Raw genomic sequence first — 25,182 nt, 5'->3', positions numbered from 1 at the left:
GGATGACGTCACGCCGATGCCCAGGTCAAAGGAGGGCAAACGAGACGTCCGGCCGGAGGGGCGCTGAGCTGCGGGAACGCCGGTCCGGGCGGGGCCGGGCGCGCGGACCGGCACGGGAAAACAGGGATCTACTGCGCGAAAGCCACGGATCGTGCTCTCATGGACGGCGTCGACCGCCCCCCGCGAAGAGGTGATGCGCCGTGCGCCACGCCCTCGGCCTCCTGCTCGGCCTGGTCCTGACCCCCGCCCTGCTGTACGGCGCGGCCTGGGGCTTCGCGCAGGCGGGCAAGTCCTTCGACACGACGGAGGAGGCGGTCACCGACAGCACGCGGCTCTACGGCTCGTTCGCGCTGCTGGCCGCCGCGGGCCTGGTCGCCGGGGTGATCGTCGTGGCGCGCTGGGCGTCGCCGCTGGTGTCGCTCGTCCCCGCGCTCGCGCTCATCGGGGTGTCGGTGTACTTCCTGGTGGACCCGTCCGGCGCGCTGGACCTGCCGGGCCGCGTCCCGCCCGGCGGCGACCTGGACGCGGGGCTGCAGGCGCTGCTCGGCTCCGGCGTGGACGCGCTGCTCGGCTTCGCGCTGCTCGTCCCCGCGTGGGCCCCGCACCGCTGGCGCGCCGCCGACTGAGCCTGGAGACGGCGGAAGGCCCCTCCGGGGTGTAGGTGCCGGAGGGGCCTTCCGTTTCCTCAGCCGTCTCAGAACCGAGGACGTGCGGTGAAGCGGATCAGTGGAACTGGCCCTCTTCGGTGGAGCCCTTCAGCGCCGTGGTCGACGAGTCGGGGGCGATGGCCGTGCTGACCTGGTCGAAGTAGCCGGTGCCGGCCTCGCGCTGGTGCTTGACGGCGGTGAAGCCGCGGTCGGCCGACGCGAACTCGCGCTCCTGCAGCTCGACGTAGGCGGTCATGCCGTTGCGGGCGTAGCCGTAGGCCAGGTCGAACATCCCGTGGTTGAGGGCGTGGAAGCCCGCCAGGGTGATGAACTGGAACTTGAAGCCCATGTGGCCCAGCTCGCGCTGGAACTTCGCGATGGTCGCGTCGTCCAGGTGCGCCTTCCAGTTGAAGGACGGCGAGCAGTTGTAGGCCAGCATCTGGTCCGGGTACTCGGCCTTGACGGCCTCGGCGAACTTGCGCGCCAGCTCCAGGTCCGGGGTGCCGGTCTCCATCCAGATCAGGTCGGAGTACGGCGCGTACGCCTTGGCGCGGGCGATGCAGGGCTCGAGGCCGTTGCGCACCCGGTAGAAGCCCTCGGCGGTCCGCTCGCCGGTGATGAACTCGCGGTCGCGCTCGTCCACGTCCGTCGTGATCAGGGTCGCGGCCTCGGCGTCGGTCCGCGCGATGATCAGGGACGGCACGTTGGAGATGTCCGCGGCGAGGCGGGCGGTGTTGAGGGTCTTGATGTGCTGCGAGGTCGGGATGAGGACCTTGCCGCCCAGGTGGCCGCACTTCTTCTCGGAGGCGAGCTGGTCCTCCCAGTGGACGCCCGCCGCACCGGCGGCGATCATGCCCTTCATCAGCTCGAAGGCGTTCAGCACGCCGCCGAAGCCGGCCTCGGCGTCCGCGACGATCGGCGCGAGGAAGTGCGTGTCGCCCTCGCCCTCGGCCCACTGGACCTGGTCGGCCCGCAGCAGCGCGTTGTTGATGCGGCGGACGACCTGCGGCACCGAGTTGGCCGGGTAGATGCTCTGGTCGGGGTAGGTCTGGCCCGCCAGGTTGGCGTCGGCGGCGACCTGCCAGCCCGACAGGTAGATGGCCTTGAGGCCCGCCTTCACCTGCTGGACGGCCTGCATGCCGGTCAGCGCGCCGAGCGAGTGGACGTAGTCCTCCTCGTGCAGCAGCTTCCACAGGCGCTCGGCGCCGAGGCGGGCCAGCGTGGCCTCCTCCTGCACCGAGCCGCGCAGCCGGACGACGTCCTCGGCGGAGTAGGTCCGCTCGATGCCCGCCCAGCGCTCGTCGTTCTCCCACTGCCGCCGCAGCTCGTCGGCTGCGCCCTTGAGGCGACTGTCGCTCATCGCATTTGCCCTTCTGTGTCGTCCCCTGGGTGCTTGCCTCGACTATGCCCTGGAATCTCGACATCAAGGAACCCGTGAGTAGCGAAAGAAGTGCGATATTTCCGCTACCATCAAGCCATGACGACCTTGCGGCCAGAAGAAGCCCTCAACTTGCCGGGCGGAGTGGATCTCGTCACCTTCGGCCAGCGGCTGCGGCACCTCCGCCGCGCGCGCGGGATGACGCTGTCCGACCTGGGAGAACGCGTCGGGCGCGCCCCGTCGCAGCTCTCGCTGCTGGAGAACGGGCGCCGCGAGCCCAAGCTGTCGCTGCTCCAGTCGCTCGCCGAGGCGCTGGAGGTGCCGGTCGAGGAACTGCTGCGCCGCCAGCCGCCGAGCCGCCGGGCGCAACTGGAGATCGCGCTGGAGGAGGCGCAGCGCGACCCGCTGTACCGGACCCTCGGCCTGTCCCACCTCAAGGTCGGCAAGCGGCTGCCCAACGAGGTGCTGGAGCACATCCTCGCCCTGTACGGCGAACTGCGCCGCAGCCGCACCAAGCCGACCGCGAGCCCGGAGGAGGCCCGCAAGGCCAACGCCGAGCTGCGCCGCCAGATGCACGAGCGCGGCAACCACTTCGCCGAGATCGAGAAGGTCGCCGGGCAGACCCTGGACGCCGTCGGCTACCGGGGCGGCGCGGTGTCGCAGGGCACGCTGATGACGCTCGTCGGGCACTTCGGGTTCGGGCTGCAGTACGTCAAGGACCTGCCGCGCTCCGTCCGGTCGATCACCGACCTGCGCAACCGGCGGATCTACCTGGAGCGCGAGCAGCTCGGGATGCACACGCCGCGCACGATCCTGCTGCAGACGCTCGGGCACATCGCGCTCGACCACGACCAGCCCCGCGACTTCGCCGACTTCCTGCGGCAGCGCGTCGAGGCGAACTACTTCGGCGCGGCGATCCTCATGCCCGAGCGGGCCGTCGTCCCGTTCCTCCAGGAGGCCAAGGCCGCGCGCGAGCTGTCGGTGGAGGACCTGGCCGACGTGTTCTCGGTGTCGTACGAGATGGCCGCGCACCGGTTCACCAACATGGCCACCCACCACCTCGGCCTCCAGCTCCACTTCACCAAGAACGACGAGAACGGCACCATCTACAAGGCGTACGCCAACGACGGCCTGGTGTTCCCGCAGGACGCGGACGGCGCGATCGAGGGCCAGCGGATGTGCCGCGAGTGGGCCGGCCGGCACGTGTTCGGCGCGGAGGACCGCTTCTCGGTCTACTACCAGTACACCGACACCCCGACCGGGACGTACTGGTGCCTGTCGCACATCGACCCCAGCCACGAGCGGGACTTCGCGATCACGCTCGGCGTGCGGTTCGAGGACTCGCGCTGGTTCCGGGGCCGCGAGACGACCAACCGCGTCCGGTCCGCGTGCCCGGACGGCGACTGCTGCCAGCGGCCGCCCACCGAGCTCGCCGAGCGGTGGGAGGGCATGGTGTGGCCGTCCGCCCGCGCGCACTCGCACGTCCTGTCGGTGCTGCCGCCCGGCGCGTTCCCCGGCGTGGACGAGGCGGACGTCTACGCCTTCCTGGACAAGCACGCCGCCGAGTGACGGGCCGCCGGTGACCGGTGTGTTGTGCGGGTGTTAACTCTTCGGGTCAGTCGGTCCGGACGCGTTCCAACGGCGCGTCGGCGGCCCTGACATGCGGTTGCCTTGACCCCAAGGAGCCCGTCAGGGGCGTTCGCCCCCAAGGGGAGGGAGTACCCGTGCTGCCCGAGGCCGCCTCATGGATGCACCGTCGAACCAGCCGCGCGGCCGACTGGCCGCCGGCGGACCTGCTCGCCGCGAAGGGGTCCGCCCGGATCAGCGTCGTGCTGCCCGCCCGGAACGAGGAGGAGACCGTCGGCGCGATCGTCGCCGCGATCCGCCGCGACCTGGTCGAGCGCGTGCCGCTGGTGGACGAGGTCGTCGTCGTGGACTCCCGGTCCACCGACCGCACCGCCGCCGTCGCGGCCGCCGCCGGGGCGCGGGTCGTCGCGCAGGACGAGGTCCTGCCCGGCGAGGGCCGCATGTCCGGCAAGGGCGAGGCGCTCTGGAAGTCGCTCGCCGTCACGACCGGCGACGTCGTCGTCTTCGTGGACGCCGACCTGCGCGGCTTCTCCCCGTCCTACGTCACCGGCCTGCTCGGGCCGCTGCTGGCCGACCCGGGCGTCTCGTTCGTCAAGGGCTGCTACGACCGGCCGCTCATCACCGGCGCGGGCGCGGCCGAGGGTGGCGGCGGGCGGGTCACCGAGCTGGTCGCGCGCCCGCTCATCAACCTGCACTGGCCCGCGCTGGCCGGGGTCGTGCAGCCGCTCGGCGGCGAGTACGCGGCGCGGCGGTCGCTGCTGGAGCGGCTGCCGTTCGTCACCGGGTACGGCGTGGAGCTGGGGCTGCTGCTGGACGTCCTCCAGGAGGCCGGGCTCGACGCCATCGCGCAGGTCGACCTCGGCCGCCGCGTCCACTCCCACCAGTCGACCGAGGCGCTCGGCGCGATGTCCGGCCAGATCATGCTGACGGCGTGGTCGCGGCTCCAGCGGCACGGGCGGATGCTGCCGCTGGAGCCGCCCGCGACGCGGCTCACCCAGTTCCGGCGCGCGCCGGGCGGGCACGACCCGCGGGTGAGCGACGTCGGGGTGGGGGAGCGGCGGCCGATGATCGAGGTCCCGGAGTACGCGGCGCGGCGCTCGCTGCTGTCGTGACGGCGTGACGTGCGTCGCGCGGCCGCCGCCGGAGCCGCCGGGGATTGCGTCCCGGTGAGCGACGGCGGCGGCCGGTTGCGCGTTTTACAGCCAATATCCGGATTCCTCTCGCGGACCGCCTGTGACGCTGGCCACCGTGTTACCCGTGGTAACGCGCGCTGGTGCTACCGTTGGTAACACAGCGATATTGGAGAGAGGGTCAATAGAGATGACGAGCACCGAGGCAACCCCGTTCTCGCTGGACCTGAGCGAGGACGTCCGCGAGGTCAAGCAGTGGGTCCACGAGTTCGCCAAGGACGTCATCCGTCCCGCGGCCGAGGAGTGGGACGAGCGCGAGGAGACCCCCTGGCCGATCATCCAGGAGGCGGCCAAGGTCGGGATCTACTCCCTCGACTTCTTCGCGACCCAGTGGCTGGAGCCGAGCGGCCTCGGCGTGCCGGTCTCCTTCGAGGAGCTGTTCTGGGGCGACGCGGGCATCGGCCTGTCGATCGTCGGCACCGGCCTGGCCGCCGCGTCCGTCGCCGCCGTCGGCACGCCCGAGCAGGTCACCGAGTGGGTGCCGCAGATGTTCGGCACCGCCGACGACGTCAAGCTCGGCGCGTTCTGCGCCTCCGAGCCCGACGCGGGCTCCGACGTCGGGTCCATCCGCGCCCGCGCGAACTACGACGAGGCCAAGGACGAGTGGGTGCTGAACGGCACCAAGACCTGGGCCACCAACGGCGGCATCGCCGACATCCACGTCGTCGTGGCGTCCGTCCACCCCGACCTCGGCAGCCGCGGCCAGGCGAGCTTCATCATCCCGCCGAACACGCCGGGCCTGAAGCAGGGCCAGAAGTTCAAGAAGCACGGCATCCGCGCCTCCCACACCGCCGAGGTCGTCCTCGACAACGTGCGGGTGCCCGGCCACCTCATCGTCGGCGGCAAGGAGAAGTTCGACGAGCGCATCGCCCGCGTCCGCGAGGGCAAGCGCGCCAAGGGCCAGGCCGCGATGAAGACGTTCGAGACCACGCGCCCGACCGTCGGCGCGATGGCGCTCGGCGTCGCGCAGGCCGCCTACGACTACGCGCTCCAGTACGCCCAGGAGCGCGAGCAGTTCGGCCGCAAGATCGGCGACTTCCAGGCCATCGCGTTCAAGCTGGCCGACATGAAGTGCCAGATCGACGCCGCCCGCCTCATGGTCCACCGCGCCGCGTGGATGGCCCGCAACGGCAAGGACTTCACCTCCGCCGAGGGCTCGATGGCCAAGCTCATGGCGAGCGAGGCCGCCGTCCGCGTCACCGAGGAGGCCATCCAGATCCTCGGCGGCAACGGCTACACCCGCGAGTACCCGGTGGAGCGCATGCACCGCGACTCGAAGATCTTCACGATCTTCGAGGGCACCAGCGAGATCCAGCGCCTGGTCATCGGCCGCACGATCACGGGGCTGCCCATCCGCTAGTCCCCGACCTGCGGACTGTCCCCACCGCTCAGCTCGATCGCGCCACCCCCGGGGCCTGGACCGGACCGGTTCCAGGCCCCGGGGAGCGAGATCGGGAGACGCCGGGGAGATTCCGGCGGGGGTCGCAGGCGAGCTTTTCGGGACGTCAGGCCGCGAGCGGCGCTGGCGTCATGGTGCGCTGTCCTCCTATGCTGTTCGATAAGCGAGACAGTTGTCCTTTTATTCAGGACGCCGCGTCTCGAGTCGAACACCGCGCACCGGAGGAAGAAGCTCGTGCCCACCTCGACCACCGTCGCCGTGGCCCGCGCCGGTGAGGACGCCTTCCACTGGGCAGACGCCGTCCTCGAAGACCCGGGGCCCGGCGAGGTCCTCGTCCGCCTCGTCGCGACGGGTCTGTGCCACACGGACCTGTCCGTCCTGGCCGGGCGGCTGCCCACCCCGCTGCCCGCGGTGCTCGGCCACGAAGGCGCGGGCATCGTCGAGACCGTGGGCGCCGACGTGCGCGGCGTCGCGCCCGGCGACCGCGTCGTGCTGTCGTTCAACTCCTGCGGCGACTGCGCGTCCTGCCGCACCGGGCGGCCCACCGCGTGCGGCACGTACTTCCCCCTGAACTTCCGGGCGGCCCGTCCGGACGGCACCACCCCGATCCGCACGGCGGACGGCGAGCCGCTGGGCGGCCTGTTCTTCGGCCAGTCCTCCCTCGCGCGGCACGCGGTCGTCTCGGCCCAGAGCGTGGTCCGCGTCGACGCGGCCGACGACGACGAACTCGCGCTGCTGGCCCCCGTCGGCTGCGGCGTCCAGACCGGGGCCGGGGCCGTGCTCAACCTGCTCCGACCCCGGTACGGCGACAGCGTGGTCGTCTTCGGCGCGGGCGCGGTCGGCCTGTCCGCCGTGATGGCGGCCCGGCTCACGCCCGCCCGCGCGATCGTGGCCGTGGACGTCGTGCCGTCACGGCTCGCCCTGGCCGCCGAACTGGGGGCCACCCACACCATCGACAGCGGGCAGGAAGACCTCGGCCGCCGCCTCGCCGACCTGACCGGCTCCGGCGGCCCCGCCCACATCGTGGAGACCACCGGCGTGCCGGCCCTGCTGGAGTTCGCCGCCACGGCCGTCGCCGCGCCGGGGACCGTCGCCGTCATCGGCGCGCCGTCCGCCGGGAGCCGGGCGTCCTTCGACGTCAACGGCCTCATCGACGGGCGCACGATCCGCGGGGTCACCGAGGGCGGCAGCGACCGCGTCACGTTCATCCCCGCCCTCATCGACCTGGCCCGGCAGGGCCGCCTGCCCTACGCGCGGTTCGTCCGCCTCTACGGCGAGGACGAGCTGGACCGGGCCGTCGCCGACGCCCGCTCGGGACGCACGATCAAGCCGGTGATCCGCTTCGGCGGCGCCGCGAAGGGAGCCGGCCGATGAGCCTGCCGCACGCCCGGAACCTCGTCGGCGGCCGGTGGAGCGACGGCCGCGCGACGGGCACCGCCCACGCCCCGGCCACCGGGCGGGCGATCGGCACCTTCGCCGACGCGGACGCCGCCGACGCCCGCGACGCCGTCGACGCCGCCCGCCGCGCCTTCCGCGACACCGCCTGGGCCCACGACCGGCACCTGCGGGCCCGCGCGCTGCTCGAACTGGCGGATCGCATGTCCGCCCGCCGGGACGAACTGGTCCGCCTGCTCTCCCGCGAGAACGGGAAGCGACCGGGCGACGCGGCGATGGAGGTGGACGCCGCGATCCCCAAGCTCCGCTACAACGCCGCGCTGGCGCTGACCGACACGGGCCGGGCCGCCGAGACCAGCCCGCACAGCTACTCGATGACGCTCCACCAGCCGGTCGGCGTCGCCGCCGTCATCGTGCCGTGGAACTCCCCGGTCGTGCTCGCCGTGCGGTCGTTCGCCCCCGCGCTCGCCGCCGGCTGCACCGTGGTGATGAAGATGCCCGCGGAGACCGCGCTGACCAACGGACTGCTCTACGAGATCATCGCGGAGACCGCCGCGCTGCCCGCCGGTGTCGTCAACGCCTTCACCGAGTCGGGGAACGACGCGGCGCCGCTGCTCGTCGCGGACCCGGGCACCGACGTCGTCAGCTACACCGGCTCGACCGCAGTCGGCCGCGTCATCATGGCGGAGGCCGCCCGGCACCTGAAGGGCTGCTCGCTCGAACTGGGCGGCAAGTCCCCGATGGTCGTCTTCGACGACGCCGACCTGGACGCGGCGGTTCCCGTGCTGACCGCCGCCGTCACGACCTTCTCCGGTCAGTTCTGCATGGCGGGCAGCCGCGTCCTCGTCCAGCGGGCGGTGGCCGACGAACTGCGCGCGCGGCTCGTCGCGTCGCTCGAAGCGGTCCCGGTCGGCCCGGACGCGGACCCGGAGGCCGCGATGGGGCCGGTCATCGACCGGGCGCAGGCCGTCCGCATCGACCGGTTGGTCGCCGAGTCCGCCGCGTACGGACGGGTCCTCGTCCGCGGCGGGCTGCTGAACCCCGGCGGCGACGACGCCTACGTGCGGCCGAGCCTGGTCGAGGTGGACGATCCCGCGGCCCCGCTCGTCCAGCGGGAGGTGTTCGGGCCGGTCGCCACCTTCGAGGTGTTCGACGGCGAGGACGACGCCGTCCGCCGCGCGAACGCCACCGAGTACGGCCTCGCCGCCTCGGTCTGGAGCCGGGACGTCGACCGGCCCCTGCGGGTCGGACGGCGGATCGACGCCGGAACCGTCTGGATCAACGACTGGGGCGTGATCCGCGACCAGTTCGAGGAGGGCGGCTTCAAGCAGAGCGGGCTCGGCAGGCTCAACGGCCCGCGCGCGCTGGCCGAGTTCCAGGAGATCAAGCACCTGGTCCACACGCCCCGCTGACGTTCAGGCCCCGGCCAGGGCCGCGTCGACCTCCCGGGCGGCGCGGTGGCCGGACTCGACCGCGCCGTCGATGTAGCCGATCCAGCGGGTGGCGGTCTCGGTGCCCGCCCAGTGCAGCGGGCCGATCGGCGCGCGCAGCGCCGGGCCGAAGCGGGTCAGGGTGGACGGGGCGCAGAACGCGCCGTAGCAGCCGCGGGAGTACTCCTCCTCGGCCCAGTCCGTCTCCAGGTAGGCGACCGGGTCGGCGGCCTTCGGCCCGAAGTAGTGGACGAGGTCGGCCAGGACCCGCTCGCGCCGGTCGGCGGGGGAGAGCCGCGCGGCCGCGTCGGCGTGCGCGCCCTCCAGGAAGCCGACCAGGACGCCCGGGGCCCCGTCCGGCGGCGTGTTGTCGAAGACCGTGCCGACCGGGCGGCGGTCGCTGTTGGCCTGGCCGCTGAACCCGTCGCGCCGCCAGAACGGCTCCGCGTACACGACGTTGGTCTTGACGACGCGGCCCATCGGCATGCGCTGCGTGAGCTGGTCGCGGTCGCCCGGCAGGGCGGGCGTGTAGCGCAGCCGCCCGGCGAGCGCGGGCGGGACGGCGAGGACCGCGCGGCGCGCCCGGACGGGCGGCGCGTCGGCGAACTCGACGCGCACGTCGCCGGGCGTCCAGACCACGCCGGTGACCGGGCGGCCGAGGACGACCCGGTCGCCCAGGGCCTCGGCGAGCGCCAGCGCGATGCGCTGCGAGCCGCCGACGATCCGGTCCTGCTGCGCGCCGCCGCGCGTCTCGATGAGGGCGTCCAGGCCGCCCGCCGCGCCGATGTAGTGGCACGCCCACAGCGCCGACAGGTCGGCGGGCTCGGCGGCGAAGACGGCCTGCGCGGCGATCGTCAGGAAGGCGCGGCCGGAGCGGGTGGCCGCGTGCCGGGAGATCCACGTCGCGAACGTCTGCCCGTCGAGGCGGCGGGCGCCGTCCCACGCCCACGGCTCGGCGTTCGGGACGCGGGCGGCGAGCCGGTCCAGCCGGAGCTGCGCCTGCGCGATGTCCGCGAGGGCGAGCGGATTGAGCCGCGGGATGCGGCCGGTGTAGGCGCTGCGCCGCCCGGCGAACTCCGCGATGTGCCGCCCGGCCATGTGCGTCGGGAACGTCTTCAGGCCGAGGTCGGCGATCAGGTCGAGCACCCGGCGCTGGCCGGGGCCGACCCACTGCCCGCCGACCTCGATCGGCCCGCCGCCGGGCAGCTCGTCGTTGCGCAGCCGCCCGCCGACCCGGTCGCGGGCCTCCACGACCAGGACGTCGCGGCCGCGGCGGACGAGGTCGCGCGCGGCCGTCAGCCCGGCGACTCCCGCGCCCACGACCACCGTGTCGACGACGTGCATTGGCATCTCTCCCGGGGGGTCGGCCGACGCAATTGGAATCGGCGCCGGGCGGCTGTCGTGCGCATTGTCGATGACAGTTGTATTAGCTGGGGGCGGACCGCGTCCGGCCGAATGGGTTTCTGTTTCCCCCGGCCGCGCGGCCGCCATTTGAGGGCCGCCGATTGGACGGTCCATGAGGCCGTGGAAAGACGCCGCCGATATGAGAATGTTTCACCGGCCGTCGTCCCCGGTATGCGCGGGGCGGCGGCCCGGTGTTCGCGCGGCGCGCGCGAGCGGCGAATGGGAGAACGCGCGGGCCACCCGCTGGAGTTCCTCGGCCTCGGCGCGCAGGTCGTCGGACGCCAGGCGCAGCGCGCCGGGGGAGCGCGGCCGGACCGGGTCCGCGCCGCTCATGCGCTTGCGGAGCGAGACGGTGATGACCGCGGCCTCCACGGCGGCGTCGAGGTCCGGGCCGGAGAGGCCCCGCGCGCGGCCCGCGGCGCGGAAGGAGTCCAGGCAGGCGTCGTCCACGTAGGGCCGCGCCGCGAGCTGGCCGTCCCGGATCTCGATGATCCGCCGGTACAGGCAGATCCGCATCGAGCGGGCGTGGATGGGGAGCCGGATGTCGGGGAACGCCGCGTACATCGCGCGCCACAGCGGCCCCAGCCTGCGGAAGACGCGCCACTGGCGGTACGTCTCGGCGGCGGTGGGCGCGAGCGCGCCGAACGCGAGCGCGGCCAGGCGCGGCAGCGCCTCGGTGAGCCCCATCGCCGGGCGCGCGCGGTCAGCGGAGGGCGAGGACGAGGGTCGCGAAGTACTCGGCATCCATCTCTTCCCGGGTCGAGTAGACCGTCCGGCCGAGGACCCGCCTGACCAGCGCCGGGTCGACGTCGGGCAGGAGCCGCCGCGCGGTGTCGTCGGAGACCGGGGGGCCGTCGTGGCCGGCGAGGAGGTGGCCGACCTCGTGGAGCAGGATGTGGTCGCGGTGCAGGGGCGTCATGCCCTCGACGGAGAAGATGTAGTCCGTGCTGGTCGTCGAGACGCACAGGCCGCAGGGGAGCGCGGCGGTGTTGGCCAGCGCCGGCATGATGCGGATCTCCCGCCCGCGCCGCGCGGAGAGGCGGGCGCAGAACTCGGTGGAGTCCCACGGGACGGGGATGTCCAATCCGTTGATGATCGAACGCCAGCGCCGCCAATTCCGGCCCCGTGCTGCTAACATGCGGCTTCCTTTGCGTGTGTCCGGTCCGCGTGAGTCCTCGGGGGAAATGCCAGTGCCCGCCGGGCGCTGCGGGGACGCCTCGGGCCACTATACGTCGGCCGGGTGGCGATTCAAAGCGTGACCGCGGCCGGGGGCCGGAACGGTCGCCGCGCACCGGCGCCCCGAAAGATGCGCGCCGGGACGGCGAACGCGGTGGTGAAAGCGTTGTTCGACCGTTGAAAAAATGGCGGAATTGAAGCGGCGGGCGCGCGTTCCCGCGCGCGCGGACCGGCACGGACGGTAGCGGCGGCCCGGTCCGCTTCCGGGCTCCGCACGGGTCTTGACAGTGGATCGCGGGCGGACCTACGTTGAACACATCACTTATAAGTGATGACATGGTGGACGGTGCTGAGGAAAGGTGATGGCTGGTGTCTCTCGCGACGAGCGTGCCGGCGCGGGGCCGGACTGTCCCGGGCGGAACCCCGACCGCGGCGGCCGGCCGGTGACCGGCCCGGCGCGTACCGCGGCCGCCGCGCTGGGCGCGGCCGGACCCCGCCTCCAGGACGTGTCCTGGGACGGGAGCGGGCTCACCTTCGGCGCGGCCCGCGCGGCGGACGGCCCGGCGGCCGCGCTCGGCGACCGGCCCGGCTACTTCGTGGACGGCCTCCCGGTGGAGATCCACTGCCACGGCATGGAGGGCGTCGACTTCTCCGACTTCGACCTGCTCGACCTGGCCAAGCTCAACCTCACCGCCGCGCGCGAGGGCGTCCTGTGCGTTCCGACGCTGTACCTGCGCCGCGAACGGCTCGACGACTTCACCGCTTTCATGCGCCGCTTCGGCGAGGCGCGGCGGAGCGGCGAGCTGCCGTTCGTCCCGGGCGTCGCGCTGGAGGGCCCGCTGCTGGCGAGCCACGGCGGCACGCCCGCCGCGACGGTGTGGCCGCCCACCCGGCACGAGTGGGAGGCCATCGCCCGGTGCGGCGAGCACGGCCTGCGCTACGTCGTCGTCTCGCCGGACGCGTTCACGCCCGCGTCCGGCCTGCGCGACCGCTCGACCGTGGACCACCCGGACCTCGCCTGGATCGTCACGCTGCTCGTGGAGAGCGGGGTGCAGCCCGCGCTCGGCCACTACACCAAGGACGACCCGGCCGGTTCGGCGCGGCTCACCGAGGAACTGGTCGAGATCGCCTGGCGGGCGGACACCGACCGGACGGGCCCGCGCGTGATCACCGACCACCTCTTCAACGACATGCCGCTGAAGATCCGGCACGCGTTCCGCACGCGGCGGGCGCGGGCCGCCCGCGACGCGCTGCTGGCGTCCTACGACCTCCCGTCCTGGAACCTGGCCGACCTCGACGAGCAGGTCGGCGAGGTCCCGGCGGCGATCATGCGGCTCTGCCGCGCGGGCCGGGTGGCGGCCTGCATCAACTTCGACGGCGAGCACGTCGACACCGCCGTCGCCGCCCGCGCCGCCGAAATCATGGGCTGGCGCAACGTGATGCTGATGACCGACCGCTGCGACTCGGCGCGGCTCGGCGGCCAGCCGCTCCACCAGGGCGACGAGGGGTCGCTGTGGTACCAGGAGGGCGGCGTCGTCGCCGCCGGGTCGCAGCCCATCGACCGGCAGATCGGCAACGCGCTCTCCGCGGGCCTGCCCCCCGAGGGCGTGTGGAACCTGGTGTCCTTCACCGCCTACCGCGCCCTCGGCCTCGACCGCGACCCGTGGGCCGCGCCGGACCGCGCGGGCTGCTTCGTGGCCGCCTCCGACGCCGTGCCCGACGCCGTCCCCGGGACGCCGCGCCGCTGGGAGCGGACCGCCGTCCTGTCCGGGTCGCGGACGCACTAGCTGACTCGACGCCCCGCGTGCGCGCGGGGAGAAGGTTGGGATCGTCATGATCGACGTGCTGGACAAGCTCGACCTCGACTGGTCCGATCTCGCCCGGACCCACCGGACCACCCGCGACCTGCTCGAAGAGCTGGCGGCCGACAAGGACGCGCTCCGCGCGCTGGTGGACCGCGTCCGCGAGGAGCCGTCCCTGATGGCGATGTGCGAGCGGCACCGGCTGCTCGACAAGATCGTCGTCTACGACGGCGGCGAGCGCGGCTTCCGGCTGCGGCTTCACATCTCCACGCGCGAGCACCGGGACCGGCCGCACGACCACCGGTTCTCCTTCACCAGCCGCATCCTCAGCGGCCACTACCGGCACACCCGGCACGAGCTGGAGGGGGAGCTGGACCCGTCTGTCCCCTGGCACGTGCAGGACGACGCGGACGCGGTGCTGTCCGACTGCCGCGCCGTGCCGCGGTTCGTCACCCGGCAGACGGCGGGCAGCACCTACTCGCTGCACCACACCGAGGTCCACACGACGTTCACCACGCCCGACACGGTGTCGCTGTTCCTGCGCGGCCCCGCCGAGAAGGACCGGTCGCTGATCACCGAGCGGGAGACCGGCCGCCTGTGGTGGCGCTACGGCGCGGAGAAGGAGAAGCCCGAACGGCGGTCGCGCAAGACGATGCGGCCCGCGGAGTTCGAAGACCTGGTGGACGGGCTCCGCCGGCTCGCGATCATCTGAAGGGACGGGGCGATGACCACTGCGACGCGACCGAACGAGGCGGACGTCCTGGACGTCATGCGCGGCCTGCCCGCCGTCGACTGGGACGACGTGGAGGCGGCGGCGACCGCCACGGCGGGTATCGCGCGGCGGATCGGCGACGACGCCGACCTGCTCCGCGCGCTCGTCGACCGGGTGCCGCGCGTCCCCGAGCTGCGGGACAAGTGCGAGTGCCACGCGCTGGACGACAAGATCGTCATCTGGGACGAGCCGGACAAGGGCCTGCGCATCCGGCTGCGCCTGGCCAACGACGAGCAGTACGAGCGGGTCCACAACCACCGCTACTCGTTCACCGCCTACCTGCTGCACGGCACGTACTTCCACACGCTGTACGACACCGACCAGCCACTGGACGAGACCGCCGACGTGACCCGCTTCTGGCCGCGCATGATCCGCGAGGAGCGGACGGGCGACGTCCTCACCCTCGACCACCAGCAGCTCCACACCACGCTCACCTCGCCCAGCACGATCTCGCTGATGATCCAGAGCCCGGCCCGCAAGCGCCGCGCGTTCATGATCCGGCGCAGCGACGGGCACGTCTGGTACCGCCTCGGGGCCGCCGACGAGGACGCCGACCGCCGCCGCGAGGTCCGGATGCCCGACGAGCGCTTCGCCTTCTGGCGGGAGCGGCTGAGCGACCTCGGCATCCTGTGAGCGCGGACGTCCCCGCCGCGACCGGCGCGCGGACCGGCCGGGCGGAGTACGGCCCGCACCCCGACCAGTTCGTGGAGCTGACCTGGCCGCACGGCGGCACGGGCCCGGGCGTCCTGCTCGTCCACGGCGGGTTCTGGCGGCGTGAGCGGACGGTCGCGGACCTGCGCGGCCCGGCGCGGGAACTCGCCCGGCACGGCGCCGTCGTCGGGAACGTCGAGTTCCGGACCGTCGAGTCGGGCGGGACCTGGCCCGGCTGCCTGGACGACGTCGTGGCGGCCGCCGAACGCTTCTGGCGGCGGACGGGCGTCGACCCCGCGCGCACCGTCCTCGCCGGGCACTCCGCGGGCGGCCACCTCGCGCTGCTCGCGGCGGCGCGGCTGCCCGGCCTCGGCGCGGTCGCGGCCCTGGCCGCCGTGTCCGACACCGTCGCCGCGCACGGCGCGGGCCTCGGCGACGGCGCGGTCGCCGGGCTCGTCGCGGGGACGGGCGCGCGGATCGCCGACACCTCGCCCGCGCACCGGCCGCCGCCGCCCTGCCCGGTGCTGCTGATGCACGGCACCGAGGACCAGACCGTCCCGGTCGAGTACTCGCGCCGGTACGCGGCGCGGAACCCCGGCGCGCGCCTGGTGGAGATCCCGGGCGCGCGGCACATGCATCTCGTCAAGCCCGAGCGCCCCGCGTGGCGCGACGTGCGGCAGCACGTGCTCGCGTTGACCGAGGAGGTCGCCGATGGCTGAACCCGGACGCCCGGCCGTCCCGCCGCTGCTCGCCGGGCGCGGCCGCCCGCTGCGGGTCGCGGCGCTGGTGTCGGCGACCGGCGGGAACCTGGCGACGCTGTGCGGGCTGGCGCGGGACCGGCCCGACCTCGTCCGCGTCGTGCTGGCGGCGTCGGACCGGCGCGCGTGCCCGGCCCTGGACCTCGCGCGGCGCGAGGGCGTCGAGACGTGGCCGGGCGACTTCGCCGCCGAGTGCGGCAGCTACCGCGCCGCCGTCACCGAGGCCGACCGGGAGCGCTACCGCGAGCGCGCGGAGGCGTTCCACGACCGGCTCTGCGACCGGATCACCGCGTACGAACGGCGCGAGGGGGAGATCGACCTGGTCGTCCTGGCCTACCACCGCTGGATTCACGGCCGGTTCCTCGCCAAGTTCCGCGACCGCATCGTCAACCAGCACCCCGGAGACCTGGCGAGCCTCGGGCCGGACGGCGAGCGGTCGCTGCGCGGCCTCGACCCCGTCGGGACGGCCCTGCGGCGCGGCGACCCCGCCACGCGCACCTCGATGTTCCTCGTGGACGCGACGCACGACGGCGGCGCGGTCCTCGCGCGCGGCCCGTGGGTCGCGGCGGGCGCGGACCGGTCCGACGCGCACGGCCACGAGGCGCGCCAGAAGGAGCTGAGCGACCGGCCCGTCCTGCGCTGGTGCGTCACCGCGCTGGCCGAGGGGCGGCTGGCCGTCGACCGGGACCGGCGGCACGCGGACGGCAGCCCGGTCGTGCTGGCGGACGGCGTCCCGACCCCGCTCGGCGGCGTGGACCTCGCCGAACAGGAGGTGACGGCGCGATGACCGCGCTCGCCCCGGCCGCGTTCAGCGACACCGACCCGGACGTGCTCGCCCGGCTGACCCGCGCGCCCGACAAGGCGCGGCTGTACGCCGTCGACCCGTACACGCGGCTCGGACTGCGCCGCCTGCCCGTCGAGACGGCGCTGCGCACGACGTTCGTCGTCTGCAAGCCCGACGCGGTCGCGGGACGGCGCATCCGCCCGACCCTCGCCGCCCTGACCGACGCCGGGTTCGCCGTCGCCGCGTCCTTCGCCTTCCGGTTCACCCCGCTGCTCACCCGCGAGGTGTGGCGCTACCAGTTCAACATCGCGAGCTGGGACCGCGCCGACGTCGTGGACCTGCTGCTGCCCGGCGGCGACAGCCTCCTGCTCCTGCTCGCCGACCGCCGCTGGACGGACGGCGCGCTGCCCGCCGCGTGCCGCCTGGCCGCGATGAAGGGCAACGCCGACCCGGCCGCGCGCGGCCCCGGCGCGCTGCGCAGCCTGCTGCGCGGCCCGACGACGCTGTTCAACTTCCTGCACACCGCCGACGAACCGGCCGACGTGGTGCGCGAGCTGGCGCTGCTGGAGACGGCCACCGGCCTCCCGCTCCTCGCCGCCGCGACGTCCGACCCGGCGCCGGACGGCCCGGACGCGCTGATCGCCCGCCTGGAGGCCGCCCAGCCCGCCCACGACCTCGACGCAGAGCGGAGCTGGCGGCGGCTCGCCGACCGCGCGGCCGAGCCCGTCGCCGCGCTCGCCCGCCGCCGGCTCGCGGGCGACCGGTCGGTCGGCTGGCGCGACCTGCTCGCCGCGACCGGCCCCCGCCCGCCGCGCGACGCGCTGTGGGACCTGCTGTCCGTCGCGACGGCCGAGATCGAGTGCAACGTGCCGGGGCTCGCCCCGGTCCTGCCCACCGTCCCCGCGCGGGAGTGGCTGGCGGAAGGAGCGGCCCGTTGATCGGGACATCACGGACCATCCCGGACGGCCTCATCGCGGGCGACCTTGTGTACCGCACCCCGCCCGACGCCCGGTTCGTCGGCGGCGACGGCGTCCGGCTCTACGACGACACCGGCCGCGAGTACCTGGACGCCGAGGCCGCCAACGGCGCGGCCGCGTTCGGCTACGACCGGACGCTGCTGGCCGAGGCGGCGCTGCGCGCGGCGGAGCTGCCCGCCGTCCCGTCGTTCTGCGAGTCGGAGCTGCGGCTGCGCGTCACGCGGCGGCTGGCGGCGCTGTTCGACTCCGTCGTCGGCGTGCCGGGGCGCGTCGCGTGCGACCTCGGCGGCGCGCAGGGCATCGAGATGGCGCTGCGCGTCGTGGCGGCGAACCGGGGGTCCGGCCCGATCCTGGCGTTCCAGGGCGGGTACCACGGCCGCTCGCCGTTCACCGCGCATCTGAGCGCGAGCGCGCGGTACCGGGCGGTGCAGCCGTGGCCCGGACCCGAGGTCGTCCGCCTGCCCTACCCGGACTGCGGGACGTGCTCGTTCCGGCCCGCCGGGGGCGGCTGCAACCCGGCGTGCTCGGCGGCGGTCCAGCGGCTCGGCGCGGACGACCTGTTCGGGCTGCCCGGCGCCGCCGCCGAGCGCGGCGTCGCGGCGCTGATCCTGGAACCGATGCTCAACGTCGGCGGCTGCGTCCTGCCCGACAGCGGGCACGTGCGGCGCGTGGTGGAGCACGTCCGGTCGCTCGGCGGGCTCATCGTCGTCGACGAGATCTTCACCGGCATGCACCGCCTCGGCCCCCGGTGGGGCTTCGAGCTGCACGGCATCGAACCGGACATCGTCGTGGCGAGCAAGGCGCTCACCAACGGGATCACCCCGCTGAGCTGCGTCTGGGCGCGCGAGCCGCTGGCGGACCCGGCGGTGGTGCCGCCCGGCAGCCACTCGTCCACGTTCGCGGGCAACCAGTTCTCGCTCGCGGTGGCGGAGACCGTCCTCGACCGCTTCGATGGACTGCGGCAGCCCGCCGCGGTCGTCGAGGCCCTCGGCGCGCGCCTCGCCGCGGAACTGGAGCCGCTGCGCGAGCGCGCCGCGGTGGCCGACGTCGTCGTGGCGGGCGCGGTGGCGCGCGTCGAGCTGACCGGCCCGCACGCCGCCCGGGTGCGCGCCCTGGCGGCCGGGCCCGGCCGGCCGCGCGGGCTGCTGCTCGCCAGTACGGGGATGGCGCCCGCGACGGTCATCCTCCATCCGCCGCTGACGACGACGGCGGAGGAGGTCCGGTCGATGGCGGGTCTGCTGGCCGACGCCCTCAACGAACTGGAACGGGAACGATGAGCTCACAGCACCCCTTCGGCGCGTGGACCCCGAAGGCGGTCGTGTTCGACTGCGACGGCCTCCTGGTGGACACCGAGCCCTGCTGGACCGTCGCCGAGACGGAGCTGTTCGCGCGCCGGGGGTTCCCCTTCGGCGCCGAGCAGAAGGCGCTGGTCATCGGCAAGTCGATGGCGGACGTCGCCGTCGCCATCGCCGAATACACGCGGCACGGCGGCGACCCCGCCGAACTGGAGCTGGAGCTGCGGACGCTCGTCACCGAGGCCGTCCGCGCCAAGGCGGCGGCGATGCCGGGCGCGGCCGACGTCGCCGCGCTGGTGGCGGGCCTGGTGCCCGTCGCCGTCGCCAGCAACTCGCCGCGCGCGCTGCTGGAGACCGCGCTCGCCTGCGGCGGCCTGGACGGGCTGTTCGCCGTCAGCCTCGCCGCCGACGACGTGGAGCGCCCCAAACCCGCGCCCGACCTCTACCTGGCGGCGTGCCGCCGCCTCGGCGCCGCGCCCGCCGACACGCTGGCGTTCGAGGACTCCATGACCGGGCTGCGGTCCGCCCGCGCGGCGGGCCTGCGCACGGTCGGCGTCCCGACGCTCGACCACGAGGAGTTCCCGGCGGACTTCACCGTCGCGTCACTGCACGACCCGGCGCTGCTCGCCTGGATCGAGACCTGGGGGGACCGATGAACGACGACGACCCGGTCGTCTGCGTCTGCCGCGAGGTGACCGAGGACGCGATCGTCGCGCTGATCCGCGCCGGGCACCGCTCGGTCGCGGAGATCCGCGCGGCGAGCGGCGCGTCCGGCGGCTGCGGGGGATGCGCCGACGACATCGCCGAGCTCGTCGAGGACGAGGCGGGGGTCTCCCCGTCCCGCCTTTCCTGAGAACTGGAGACCACATGGCCGTGCTGAGCGTGGAGAGTTCCGAGGACCAGGTGCGGCGGCTCGCCGGCGGCAAGGGGCGCAACCTCTTCGAGCTGACGCGGTCGGGCGCGGCGGTGCCGCCGTGGGCGGTCGTCGGGTCGGACGTGTTCGCCGCGTTCCTGGCGGACGCGGGCCTCGCCGACCGGCTGGCCGCGCTGTTCGCCGGCGTCGGGCTGGACGGCGCGGCGGAGGCCGCCGCGGCGGCGGCGGAGCTGGTGCGCGCCGCGCCCGTCCCGCCGGCCGCCGCGGCGGCCGTCCGGGAGGCGTACGCGCGGGTCGGCGGCGGGCCGGTCGCGGTGCGGTCGTCGGGCGCGGACGAGGACGGCGCGGAACTGTCCTACGCCGGGCAGTTCTCGTCGTTCCTGAACGTCGAGGGCCTGGACGACGTCGTGGACCGCGTCCGCGCGTGCTGGGCGTCGGCGTACTCGGCGCGGTCGGTGGAGTACCGCGTCCTGCACGGCCTGCCGCCCGCCGCCGGCGGACTCGCCGTGGTCGTCCAGCGCCTGGTCCCGGCCGACGCCAGCGGCGTGGCCTTCACCGCCGACCCGGTGACCGGGCGCGCGGACGAGTACCTGGTCAGCGCGGTCTACGGGCTCGGGGAGGGCCTGGTCTCCGGCGCGGTGGACGCGGACACGCTGGTCCTCGCGGCGGCGGACGGCGCGGTCCTGCGGCGGACGGTCGGGGAGAAGGCCGAACGCGTCGACCCCGCGCCGGACGGCTCGGGCTGCGCCGTGTCGCCCGTCCCGGACGCCGACCGCGGCCGCCTCGCGCTGGAACCCGCCCGGGTCGAGGCGGTGTGGAAGGCCGCCCGGCGCGTCACCGACCTCTTCGGCGCGCCGCAGGACATCGAGTGGTGCTTCGCCGACGGCGAGCTGTGGATTCTTCAGAGCAGGCCCATCACCGCGCTCGCGCCGCCGCGCGGTGAACTGCACGTCTGGGACAACTCCAACATCATCGAGAGCTTCAACGGCGTCGTCTCGCCGCTGACGTACACGTTCGCGAAAGGCGTCTACGCCCGCGTCTACGGGAAGTACGCCGAAGCGCTCGGCGTGCCCCGCGCCCAACTGGAGCAGATGGACGAATGGCTGTCCTGCATGCTCGGATATTTCCACGGGCGGGTGTACTACAACTTACTCCACTGGTACCGGATGGTGCGGATAGCGCCGTTCTACCGGATGAACCGCAAGGTCTTCGAGAAGACCCTCGGCGTCTCCGAATCGCTGGAAGACGAACTGGCGGACGAACTGCGCCCCTTCACGTTCGACTCCCGGCCCCGCGCCGCCGCGCACGCCGTGCGGTCGGGCGCGCTGTTCGCCTGGCGGTTCGCCGTCCTGCGGATCTCGGTGAACCGGTTCCTGAAGATGTTCTCCGAGGTCTACGCGGACTTCGAGCGGGCCGACCCCGCCGAGCTGACGGCCGACGAGGCGTTCCGCCTCTACCAGCGCCTCGAACGCGAACTGCTCGACCGCTGGGGCCCGATGATGGTCATCGAGGCGTCCATCCTGCCCGCCCTCGGCGTCCTGCACGTGCTGAGCGGCCGGTGGCTGCCGGACGCGCCCGAATGGTTCCTGTGGGCGGTGTGCAGCCCCAAGGAGGATCTGGAATCGGCCGGTCCCGCGTACCGCATGGAGGAGCTGGCGGCGACCGCGCGCGCGGACGCGAGGCTGCGCGCGCTGATCGAGGAAACCCCCGACGGTGAAACGTACGAAGCGCTGCGAGACGCGGGCTACGACGATTTCCTGCGCGAAATAGACGCCTACATCAAGGAATACGGCTACCGCAGCATCGACGAACTCAAACTGGAGGTGCCCGACCTGCGCGAGGAGCCGTCCGGGTTCTTCCCGATGCTGCGCAGCGCGCTGCCCGGGACGCGGAACGCGCCGCGCTCCGACGCCGCCGAGCGGTACCTGGACGACCGTCTCGGCGGCCCGCGCCGCTGGGCGTACGAGATCGTCCGCCGCAAGGTCCGCCACTCGCTGCGCGACCGCGAACGCGTCCGCTTCGCCCGCACCCGCGCGTTCGGCATGGCCAAGCGGCTGCTCCGGCAGACCGGCCGCGACCTCGCGCGCCGGGGCGTGCTGGAGGACTGGCGGGACGTGTTCCTGCTCCGGATGGACGAACTGCGCGGCTGCTTCGACGGGACCGTCGCGCACACCGAGATCCCGTTCCTCGTCCGGCTGCGCCGCGAGCGGCAGGAGGCCGACCGGGACCGCCGCGCGCCGTCCCGGTTCCGCACGCGCGGGCCCGTCCACGCGCGCGGGAACCTCGACGCGTGGGAGCCCGGCGGCGCGGCGGCCGGGGCGGACGGCGACGAGCTCGTCGGCATCGCGTCCTGCCCCGGCCGGGTCGAGGGCACCGCGAAGGTGGTCGAGAAGCCGCACGACCTGGACGGCGACATCCTCGTCGCCTACCGCACCGACCCCGGCTGGGTCGCGGTGCTGCCGACCGCGTCGGCGCTGCTCATCGAGCGCGGCAGCCCCGTCACGCACGTGGCGATCGTCGCGCGGGAGCTGGGCGTGCCGACGATCGTCCAGATCCCCCGGCTGACCGACCGCGTGAAGACCGGGATGCGGTTGTCCGTGGACGGCGCGACCGGCCGCGTCCGCATCATCGAGGGGGCGGACTGATGGACGCCCTGCTCTCCGGCACGGTGTTCGACACGGTGCGGGACCGCGTCTCCCCCGGCCTCGCGCTCGGCTACAAGATGCTCGGCCGGGGCGCGCACGAGGTCGCGGCGACGGGCGCGACGGTGCGGCTGTCGGACGGCCGCACGATGGTCGACTTCGGCTCGTACGCGGTCACCCTGCTCGGCCACCGGCCCGCGCCGGTCGTCGCGGCCGTCGAGGCGCAGCTCCGCACGATGCCCACGGCGACGCGGGCGCTCGCCAACCCGGTCGTGGCGGGGTTCGTGGAGGACCTGGTCGCGCTGACGGCCGCCGCGACGCCCGGCACCGGGCCCGCCCTGGACCGCGTCTGGCTCGGCAGCGACGGCGCGGACGCCGTCGAGGTCGCGACGAAGCTGGCCCGCCGCGTCACCGGGCGGCCGCGCCTGCTCGCCGTCGCGGGCGGCTTCCACGGCAAGACGCTCGGCGCGCTCGCCCTCACGCACGCGCCCGCGTTCCGCGCCGGGCTGGAGCCGCTGCTGTCGTCCGTCACGCACCTGGCACCGGACGACCCGGACGCGGTCGCCCGCGAGACGGCCGCCGGGGACGTCGCCGCGCTCGTCGTCGAACCGGTCCAGGGCGAGCGCGGCGCGCACCCGCTGCCGCCGCGCGTCGCGGAGCGGTGGGCGGCCGACGCCCGCGCCGCCGGGGCGTTCCTGGTCAGCGACGAGATCCAGGTCGGGCTGCGCCGCTGCGGCGAGGTGTCGGTCGCGCTCGCGCGCGGCTGGCGGCCGGACGCGGTCCTGTTCGGCAAGGCCCTCGGCGGCGGCGTCATGCCGCTGTCGGGCGTCGTGGCGAGCGCCGAGCTGCACGCGCCGCTCGCCAAGGACCCGACCTGGCATTCGGCGACGTTCGGCGGCCATCCGCTGTCGTGCGCGGCGGGCCGCGCGGCGCTGCGGGAGATCGAGGACCGCGCGGCGGACGGCCGCGCGGTCGGCCGCGCCGTCGAGCGGGGCCTGCGCGAACTCGCGGCCCGCCACCCCGACGTCGTCACCGCCGTGCGCGGCACCGGGCTGCTGTGGGCGCTGGACTGCGCGACGCCCGCCGTCGCCGGGGCGGTGTTCACCGAGCTGGCCGAGCACGGGCTGCTGGTGTCGCCGTGCCTGAGCGCGCCGGGCACGATCCGGCTGCTGCCGCCGATGGTCGCGACCGGCGCGGAGACCGACCGGGCGTTCGACGCGCTCGACCGGGCCTGCGCGGCGGCGGCCGCCTACCTGGGCGACGGGTGACGGACCGTCAGCCGACCGGTTCGCCGTCGCCGTCGGCGCCGTCGGCGGCGCGGGGGCGGCGGCGCTCCAGCCGCGCCGTGCTCTCGATGAGGTCGCCCACCATCTCGCGGGCCTCGGCCGACAGCGAGAAGAACGCCCGCAGGTGCGTGCGGCGGACGCCGTTGTCGCGGAGCAGCGCCAGCAGCTCGATCTGGTCGTTGACGTCCGCGGCCGTCTCGTCGTGGAAGAAGTAGGCGGGGGAGACCCCGAAGAACGCCGCCAGCGCCTCGATGAGCCGCTTGGTGGGGTTGTCGGCGCGGCCGGTGCGCAGCTTCCACAGCGTGTTGTGGGAGACCTTCTCGCCGGTGACGCGCTCGATCTCGACGGACGCCTCCTCGTAGGAGTACGGGCCGCGCCCCGCCGGGTAGACCGTCCGGAAGAGGAAGTCGATCTTGTCGGCGAGCGACGGCGCCGCGTCGGCGGCCGGTCGCGGCCGAGCCGGGTCGCCCATCGGACGGCCCCCCTTCGTGCGTCGGGTCGTGCGCCGGGTCCTGGCTCGTCGACGCGAGGGCAGTGTACGGCGCGGTCTCCGGACGCGCCGCCGCGCGGACCCGTCACCGGGGCGGCGCGGAGGTCGGCGACGGCGCGGAAAGCGTAGACATCATACCCGGTGGGGCACCGCGTAACCGGCGGGGCACGGAGGGGGAGAGGCGCGGGGGCGGCCCCGCCGCGCGGCGGGGCCGCCGTGCCGCTACGTCGGCAGGCTCTCGATCAGGTCCGGGCCGGGGGCCGCGATCCCGAAGTGCTCGCGCAGCCAGGAGTCCTCGTAGAGCGTGTCGAGGTAGCGCTCGCCGAAGTCGGGGGAGAGGGCGACGGCGACCGGCTCCCGGTCGAGCGGGTGCTCGGCCAGCCAGCCCTCGGCGCCCGCGACGACCGTGCCGGTGGACCCGCCGAACAGCAGGCCGCGCGCGGACAGCCGGTGCGCGGTCCGGACGGTGTCCTCCTCGCGGACGTGGACGACGTCGTCCACCAGCGACGCGTCCAGCAGTTCGGGCCGGGCGCTGGTCCCGAGGCCCGGGATCATGCGGCGCGCGGGCCGCCCGCCGAACGTCACCGAGCCCACCGCGTCCACGGCGACGACCGCGACCTGCGGCCGGTGCTCGCGGAAGTAGCGGGCGCAGCCCATCAGGGTGCCGGTGGTCCCGGCCCCGACGAACAGCACGTCGAGGTCGGGGAACTGCCGGTGGACGGCCGGGGCCGTCTCCTCGTAGTGCGCCCGCCAGTTGTTCGGGTTGGCGTACTGGTTGGGCCAGAAGTACCGCTCGTCGGCGCACAGCTCGCGGACGAGCGCGATGCGGCTCCCCAGGTAGCCCCCGGCCGCGTCGGGCTCGCGGACGACCAGCACCCGCGCGCCGAGCGCCCGCATCAGGTTGGCCGACGCCTCGTTGCAGCGCGGGTCGGTGACGCACACGAAGCGGTGGCCCCGGTCGGCCGCGATGACGCTCAGCGCGACGCCGAGGTTGCCCGACGACGACTCCACGATGACCGATCCGGGGCCGAGGACGCCGTCCTGCTCGGCCGCCAGGATCATCCGCCGCGCGGCCTTGAGCTTCACCGAGCCCGCGAAGTTGAACCCCTCGCACTTGAGGAAGAGGGGGATGCCGGTGCTCGGGCGTAAATCCACGTAGAGGTCATTGACGTTGAAATCCTGCGGTGCAGTGATGATAGGCACGCTTCCGCCAGAAAGAAGAAGGCCGGTGTCGCGGCGGACACC

23 protein-coding genes are annotated in these 25,182 nt (G+C 74.3%); 17 read left to right on the top strand and 6 right to left on the bottom strand.

Going from position 1 to position 25,182, the window contains the following annotated elements:
- Nucleotides 1-200 precede the first annotated feature (200 nt).
- Nucleotides 201-626: a hypothetical protein gene (locus G339_RS0123050; protein WP_019633432.1), complete on the top strand. Its 426-nt coding sequence runs from the start codon at nt 201-203 to the stop codon at nt 624-626.
- A gap of 97 nt (nt 627-723) precedes the next feature.
- On the opposite strand, the gene aceA is transcribed toward G339_RS0123050, so the two are convergent.
- Nucleotides 724-2,007, bottom strand: a complete 1,284-nt coding sequence (aceA, locus tag G339_RS0123045; RefSeq protein WP_019633431.1) for an isocitrate lyase — start codon at nt 2,005-2,007, stop codon at nt 724-726.
- Between the two features lie 150 nt (nt 2,008-2,157).
- On the opposite strand from aceA, the gene G339_RS0123040 reads away from it, so the two are divergent.
- The 5 genes from G339_RS0123040 to G339_RS0123020 all read left to right on the top strand — a co-directional run bounded on the left by G339_RS0123040 (nt 2,158) and on the right by G339_RS0123020 (nt 9,008).
- Complete coding sequence (locus tag G339_RS0123040; protein WP_026341701.1) at nt 2,158-3,594, top strand: helix-turn-helix domain-containing protein; 1,437 nt, start codon at nt 2,158-2,160, stop codon at nt 3,592-3,594.
- A 155-nt stretch (nt 3,595-3,749) separates the two neighbouring features.
- The gene (locus G339_RS0123035; protein ID WP_019633429.1) at nt 3,750-4,724 is read left to right on the top strand and encodes a glucosyl-3-phosphoglycerate synthase; all 975 of its coding nucleotides are present in this window, start codon (nt 3,750-3,752) and stop codon (nt 4,722-4,724) included.
- 208 nt (nt 4,725-4,932) lie between these two features.
- Complete coding sequence (locus tag G339_RS0123030; RefSeq protein WP_019633428.1) at nt 4,933-6,162, top strand: acyl-CoA dehydrogenase family protein; 1,230 nt, start codon at nt 4,933-4,935, stop codon at nt 6,160-6,162.
- Between the two features lie 273 nt (nt 6,163-6,435).
- A complete protein-coding gene (locus G339_RS0123025) occupies nt 6,436-7,575 on the top strand; it encodes an NAD(P)-dependent alcohol dehydrogenase (RefSeq protein ID WP_019633427.1) in 1,140 nt (379 codons plus the stop codon).
- Entirely contained in the window at nt 7,572-9,008 is a 1,437-nt protein-coding gene (locus G339_RS0123020) for an aldehyde dehydrogenase family protein (protein ID WP_019633426.1), read from the top strand. Before G339_RS0123025 ends, G339_RS0123020 begins: the two co-directional genes overlap by 4 nt.
- 3 nt (nt 9,009-9,011) lie before the next feature.
- Here G339_RS0123020 and G339_RS0123015 read toward each other — a convergent pair whose 3' ends face one another.
- The 3 genes from G339_RS0123015 to G339_RS34960 all read right to left on the bottom strand — a co-directional run bounded on the left by G339_RS0123015 (nt 9,012) and on the right by G339_RS34960 (nt 11,514).
- Nucleotides 9,012-10,370, bottom strand: coding sequence for a flavin monoamine oxidase family protein (locus G339_RS0123015; RefSeq protein ID WP_019633425.1), 1,359 nt, complete (start codon nt 10,368-10,370; stop codon nt 9,012-9,014).
- 210 nt (nt 10,371-10,580) lie between these two features.
- Nucleotides 10,581-11,117 carry a DUF6545 domain-containing protein gene (locus G339_RS34965; RefSeq protein WP_019633424.1) on the bottom strand — a complete coding sequence of 179 codons (537 nt, stop codon included), beginning with the start codon at nt 11,115-11,117 and terminating at the stop codon, nt 10,581-10,583.
- A 16-nt stretch (nt 11,118-11,133) separates the two neighbouring features.
- Complete coding sequence (locus G339_RS34960; RefSeq protein WP_019633423.1) at nt 11,134-11,514, bottom strand: hypothetical protein; 381 nt, start codon at nt 11,512-11,514, stop codon at nt 11,134-11,136.
- A 454-nt stretch (nt 11,515-11,968) separates the two neighbouring features.
- Here G339_RS34960 and G339_RS0123000 point away from each other — a divergent pair, with 454 nt between their 5' ends.
- Genes G339_RS0123000 through G339_RS0122950 form a run of 11 tightly spaced genes read left to right on the top strand, consistent with a single transcriptional unit; the run spans nt 11,969 to nt 23,429 of the window.
- A complete protein-coding gene (locus G339_RS0123000; RefSeq protein ID WP_205625615.1) occupies nt 11,969-13,393 on the top strand; it encodes a hypothetical protein in 1,425 nt (474 codons plus the stop codon).
- Between the two features lie 46 nt (nt 13,394-13,439).
- Nucleotides 13,440-14,120: a hypothetical protein gene (locus tag G339_RS0122995; RefSeq protein ID WP_019633421.1), complete on the top strand. Its 681-nt coding sequence runs from the start codon at nt 13,440-13,442 to the stop codon at nt 14,118-14,120.
- Nucleotides 14,121-14,132: 12 nt separating this feature from the next.
- Nucleotides 14,133-14,813 (top strand): hypothetical protein, encoded by a 681-nt coding sequence (locus tag G339_RS0122990; RefSeq protein WP_019633420.1) that lies wholly within the window; start codon nt 14,133-14,135, stop codon nt 14,811-14,813.
- The gene (locus G339_RS34955) at nt 14,810-15,550 is read left to right on the top strand and encodes an alpha/beta hydrolase family protein (RefSeq protein ID WP_019633419.1); all 741 of its coding nucleotides are present in this window, start codon (nt 14,810-14,812) and stop codon (nt 15,548-15,550) included. Before G339_RS0122990 ends, G339_RS34955 begins: the two co-directional genes overlap by 4 nt.
- Nucleotides 15,543-16,376: a formyltransferase family protein gene (locus tag G339_RS0122980; RefSeq protein ID WP_019633418.1), complete on the top strand. Its 834-nt coding sequence runs from the start codon at nt 15,543-15,545 to the stop codon at nt 16,374-16,376. Before G339_RS34955 ends, G339_RS0122980 begins: the two co-directional genes overlap by 8 nt.
- Nucleotides 16,373-17,311 carry a nucleoside-diphosphate kinase gene (locus G339_RS37050; protein WP_019633417.1) on the top strand — a complete coding sequence of 313 codons (939 nt, stop codon included), beginning with the start codon at nt 16,373-16,375 and terminating at the stop codon, nt 17,309-17,311. The genes G339_RS0122980 and G339_RS37050 overlap by 4 nt, the downstream gene beginning before the upstream one ends.
- Entirely contained in the window at nt 17,308-18,627 is a 1,320-nt protein-coding gene (locus G339_RS0122970; protein WP_019633416.1) for an aminotransferase class III-fold pyridoxal phosphate-dependent enzyme, read from the top strand. The genes G339_RS37050 and G339_RS0122970 overlap by 4 nt, the downstream gene beginning before the upstream one ends.
- Nucleotides 18,624-19,301, top strand: a complete 678-nt coding sequence (locus tag G339_RS0122965) for an HAD family hydrolase (RefSeq protein WP_019633415.1) — start codon at nt 18,624-18,626, stop codon at nt 19,299-19,301. The genes G339_RS0122970 and G339_RS0122965 overlap by 4 nt, the downstream gene beginning before the upstream one ends.
- Nucleotides 19,298-19,498, top strand: a complete 201-nt coding sequence (locus G339_RS0122960) for a (2Fe-2S)-binding protein (protein WP_019633414.1) — start codon at nt 19,298-19,300, stop codon at nt 19,496-19,498. The genes G339_RS0122965 and G339_RS0122960 overlap by 4 nt, the downstream gene beginning before the upstream one ends.
- 14 nt (nt 19,499-19,512) lie before the next feature.
- Nucleotides 19,513-22,164 (top strand): phosphoenolpyruvate synthase, encoded by a 2,652-nt coding sequence (locus G339_RS0122955; RefSeq protein ID WP_019633413.1) that lies wholly within the window; start codon nt 19,513-19,515, stop codon nt 22,162-22,164.
- The gene (locus G339_RS0122950) at nt 22,164-23,429 is read left to right on the top strand and encodes an aspartate aminotransferase family protein (RefSeq protein WP_019633412.1); all 1,266 of its coding nucleotides are present in this window, start codon (nt 22,164-22,166) and stop codon (nt 23,427-23,429) included. Before G339_RS0122955 ends, G339_RS0122950 begins: the two co-directional genes overlap by 1 nt.
- Nucleotides 23,430-23,436: 7 nt before the next feature.
- On the opposite strand, the gene G339_RS34945 is transcribed toward G339_RS0122950, so the two are convergent.
- Entirely contained in the window at nt 23,437-23,919 is a 483-nt protein-coding gene (locus G339_RS34945) for a helix-turn-helix domain-containing protein (RefSeq protein ID WP_019633411.1), read from the bottom strand.
- 240 nt (nt 23,920-24,159) lie between these two features.
- Nucleotides 24,160-25,140, bottom strand: coding sequence for a 2,3-diaminopropionate biosynthesis protein SbnA (gene sbnA / locus G339_RS0122935; protein ID WP_026341697.1), 981 nt, complete (start codon nt 25,138-25,140; stop codon nt 24,160-24,162).
- Nucleotides 25,141-25,182 lie beyond the last annotated feature (42 nt).

The organism is Actinomadura atramentaria DSM 43919 (assembly GCF_000381885.1).
Taxonomy (GTDB): Bacteria; Actinomycetota; Actinomycetes; order Streptosporangiales; family Streptosporangiaceae; genus Spirillospora; species Spirillospora atramentaria.
This window is presented reverse-complemented; position numbering and strand designations above follow the sequence as displayed.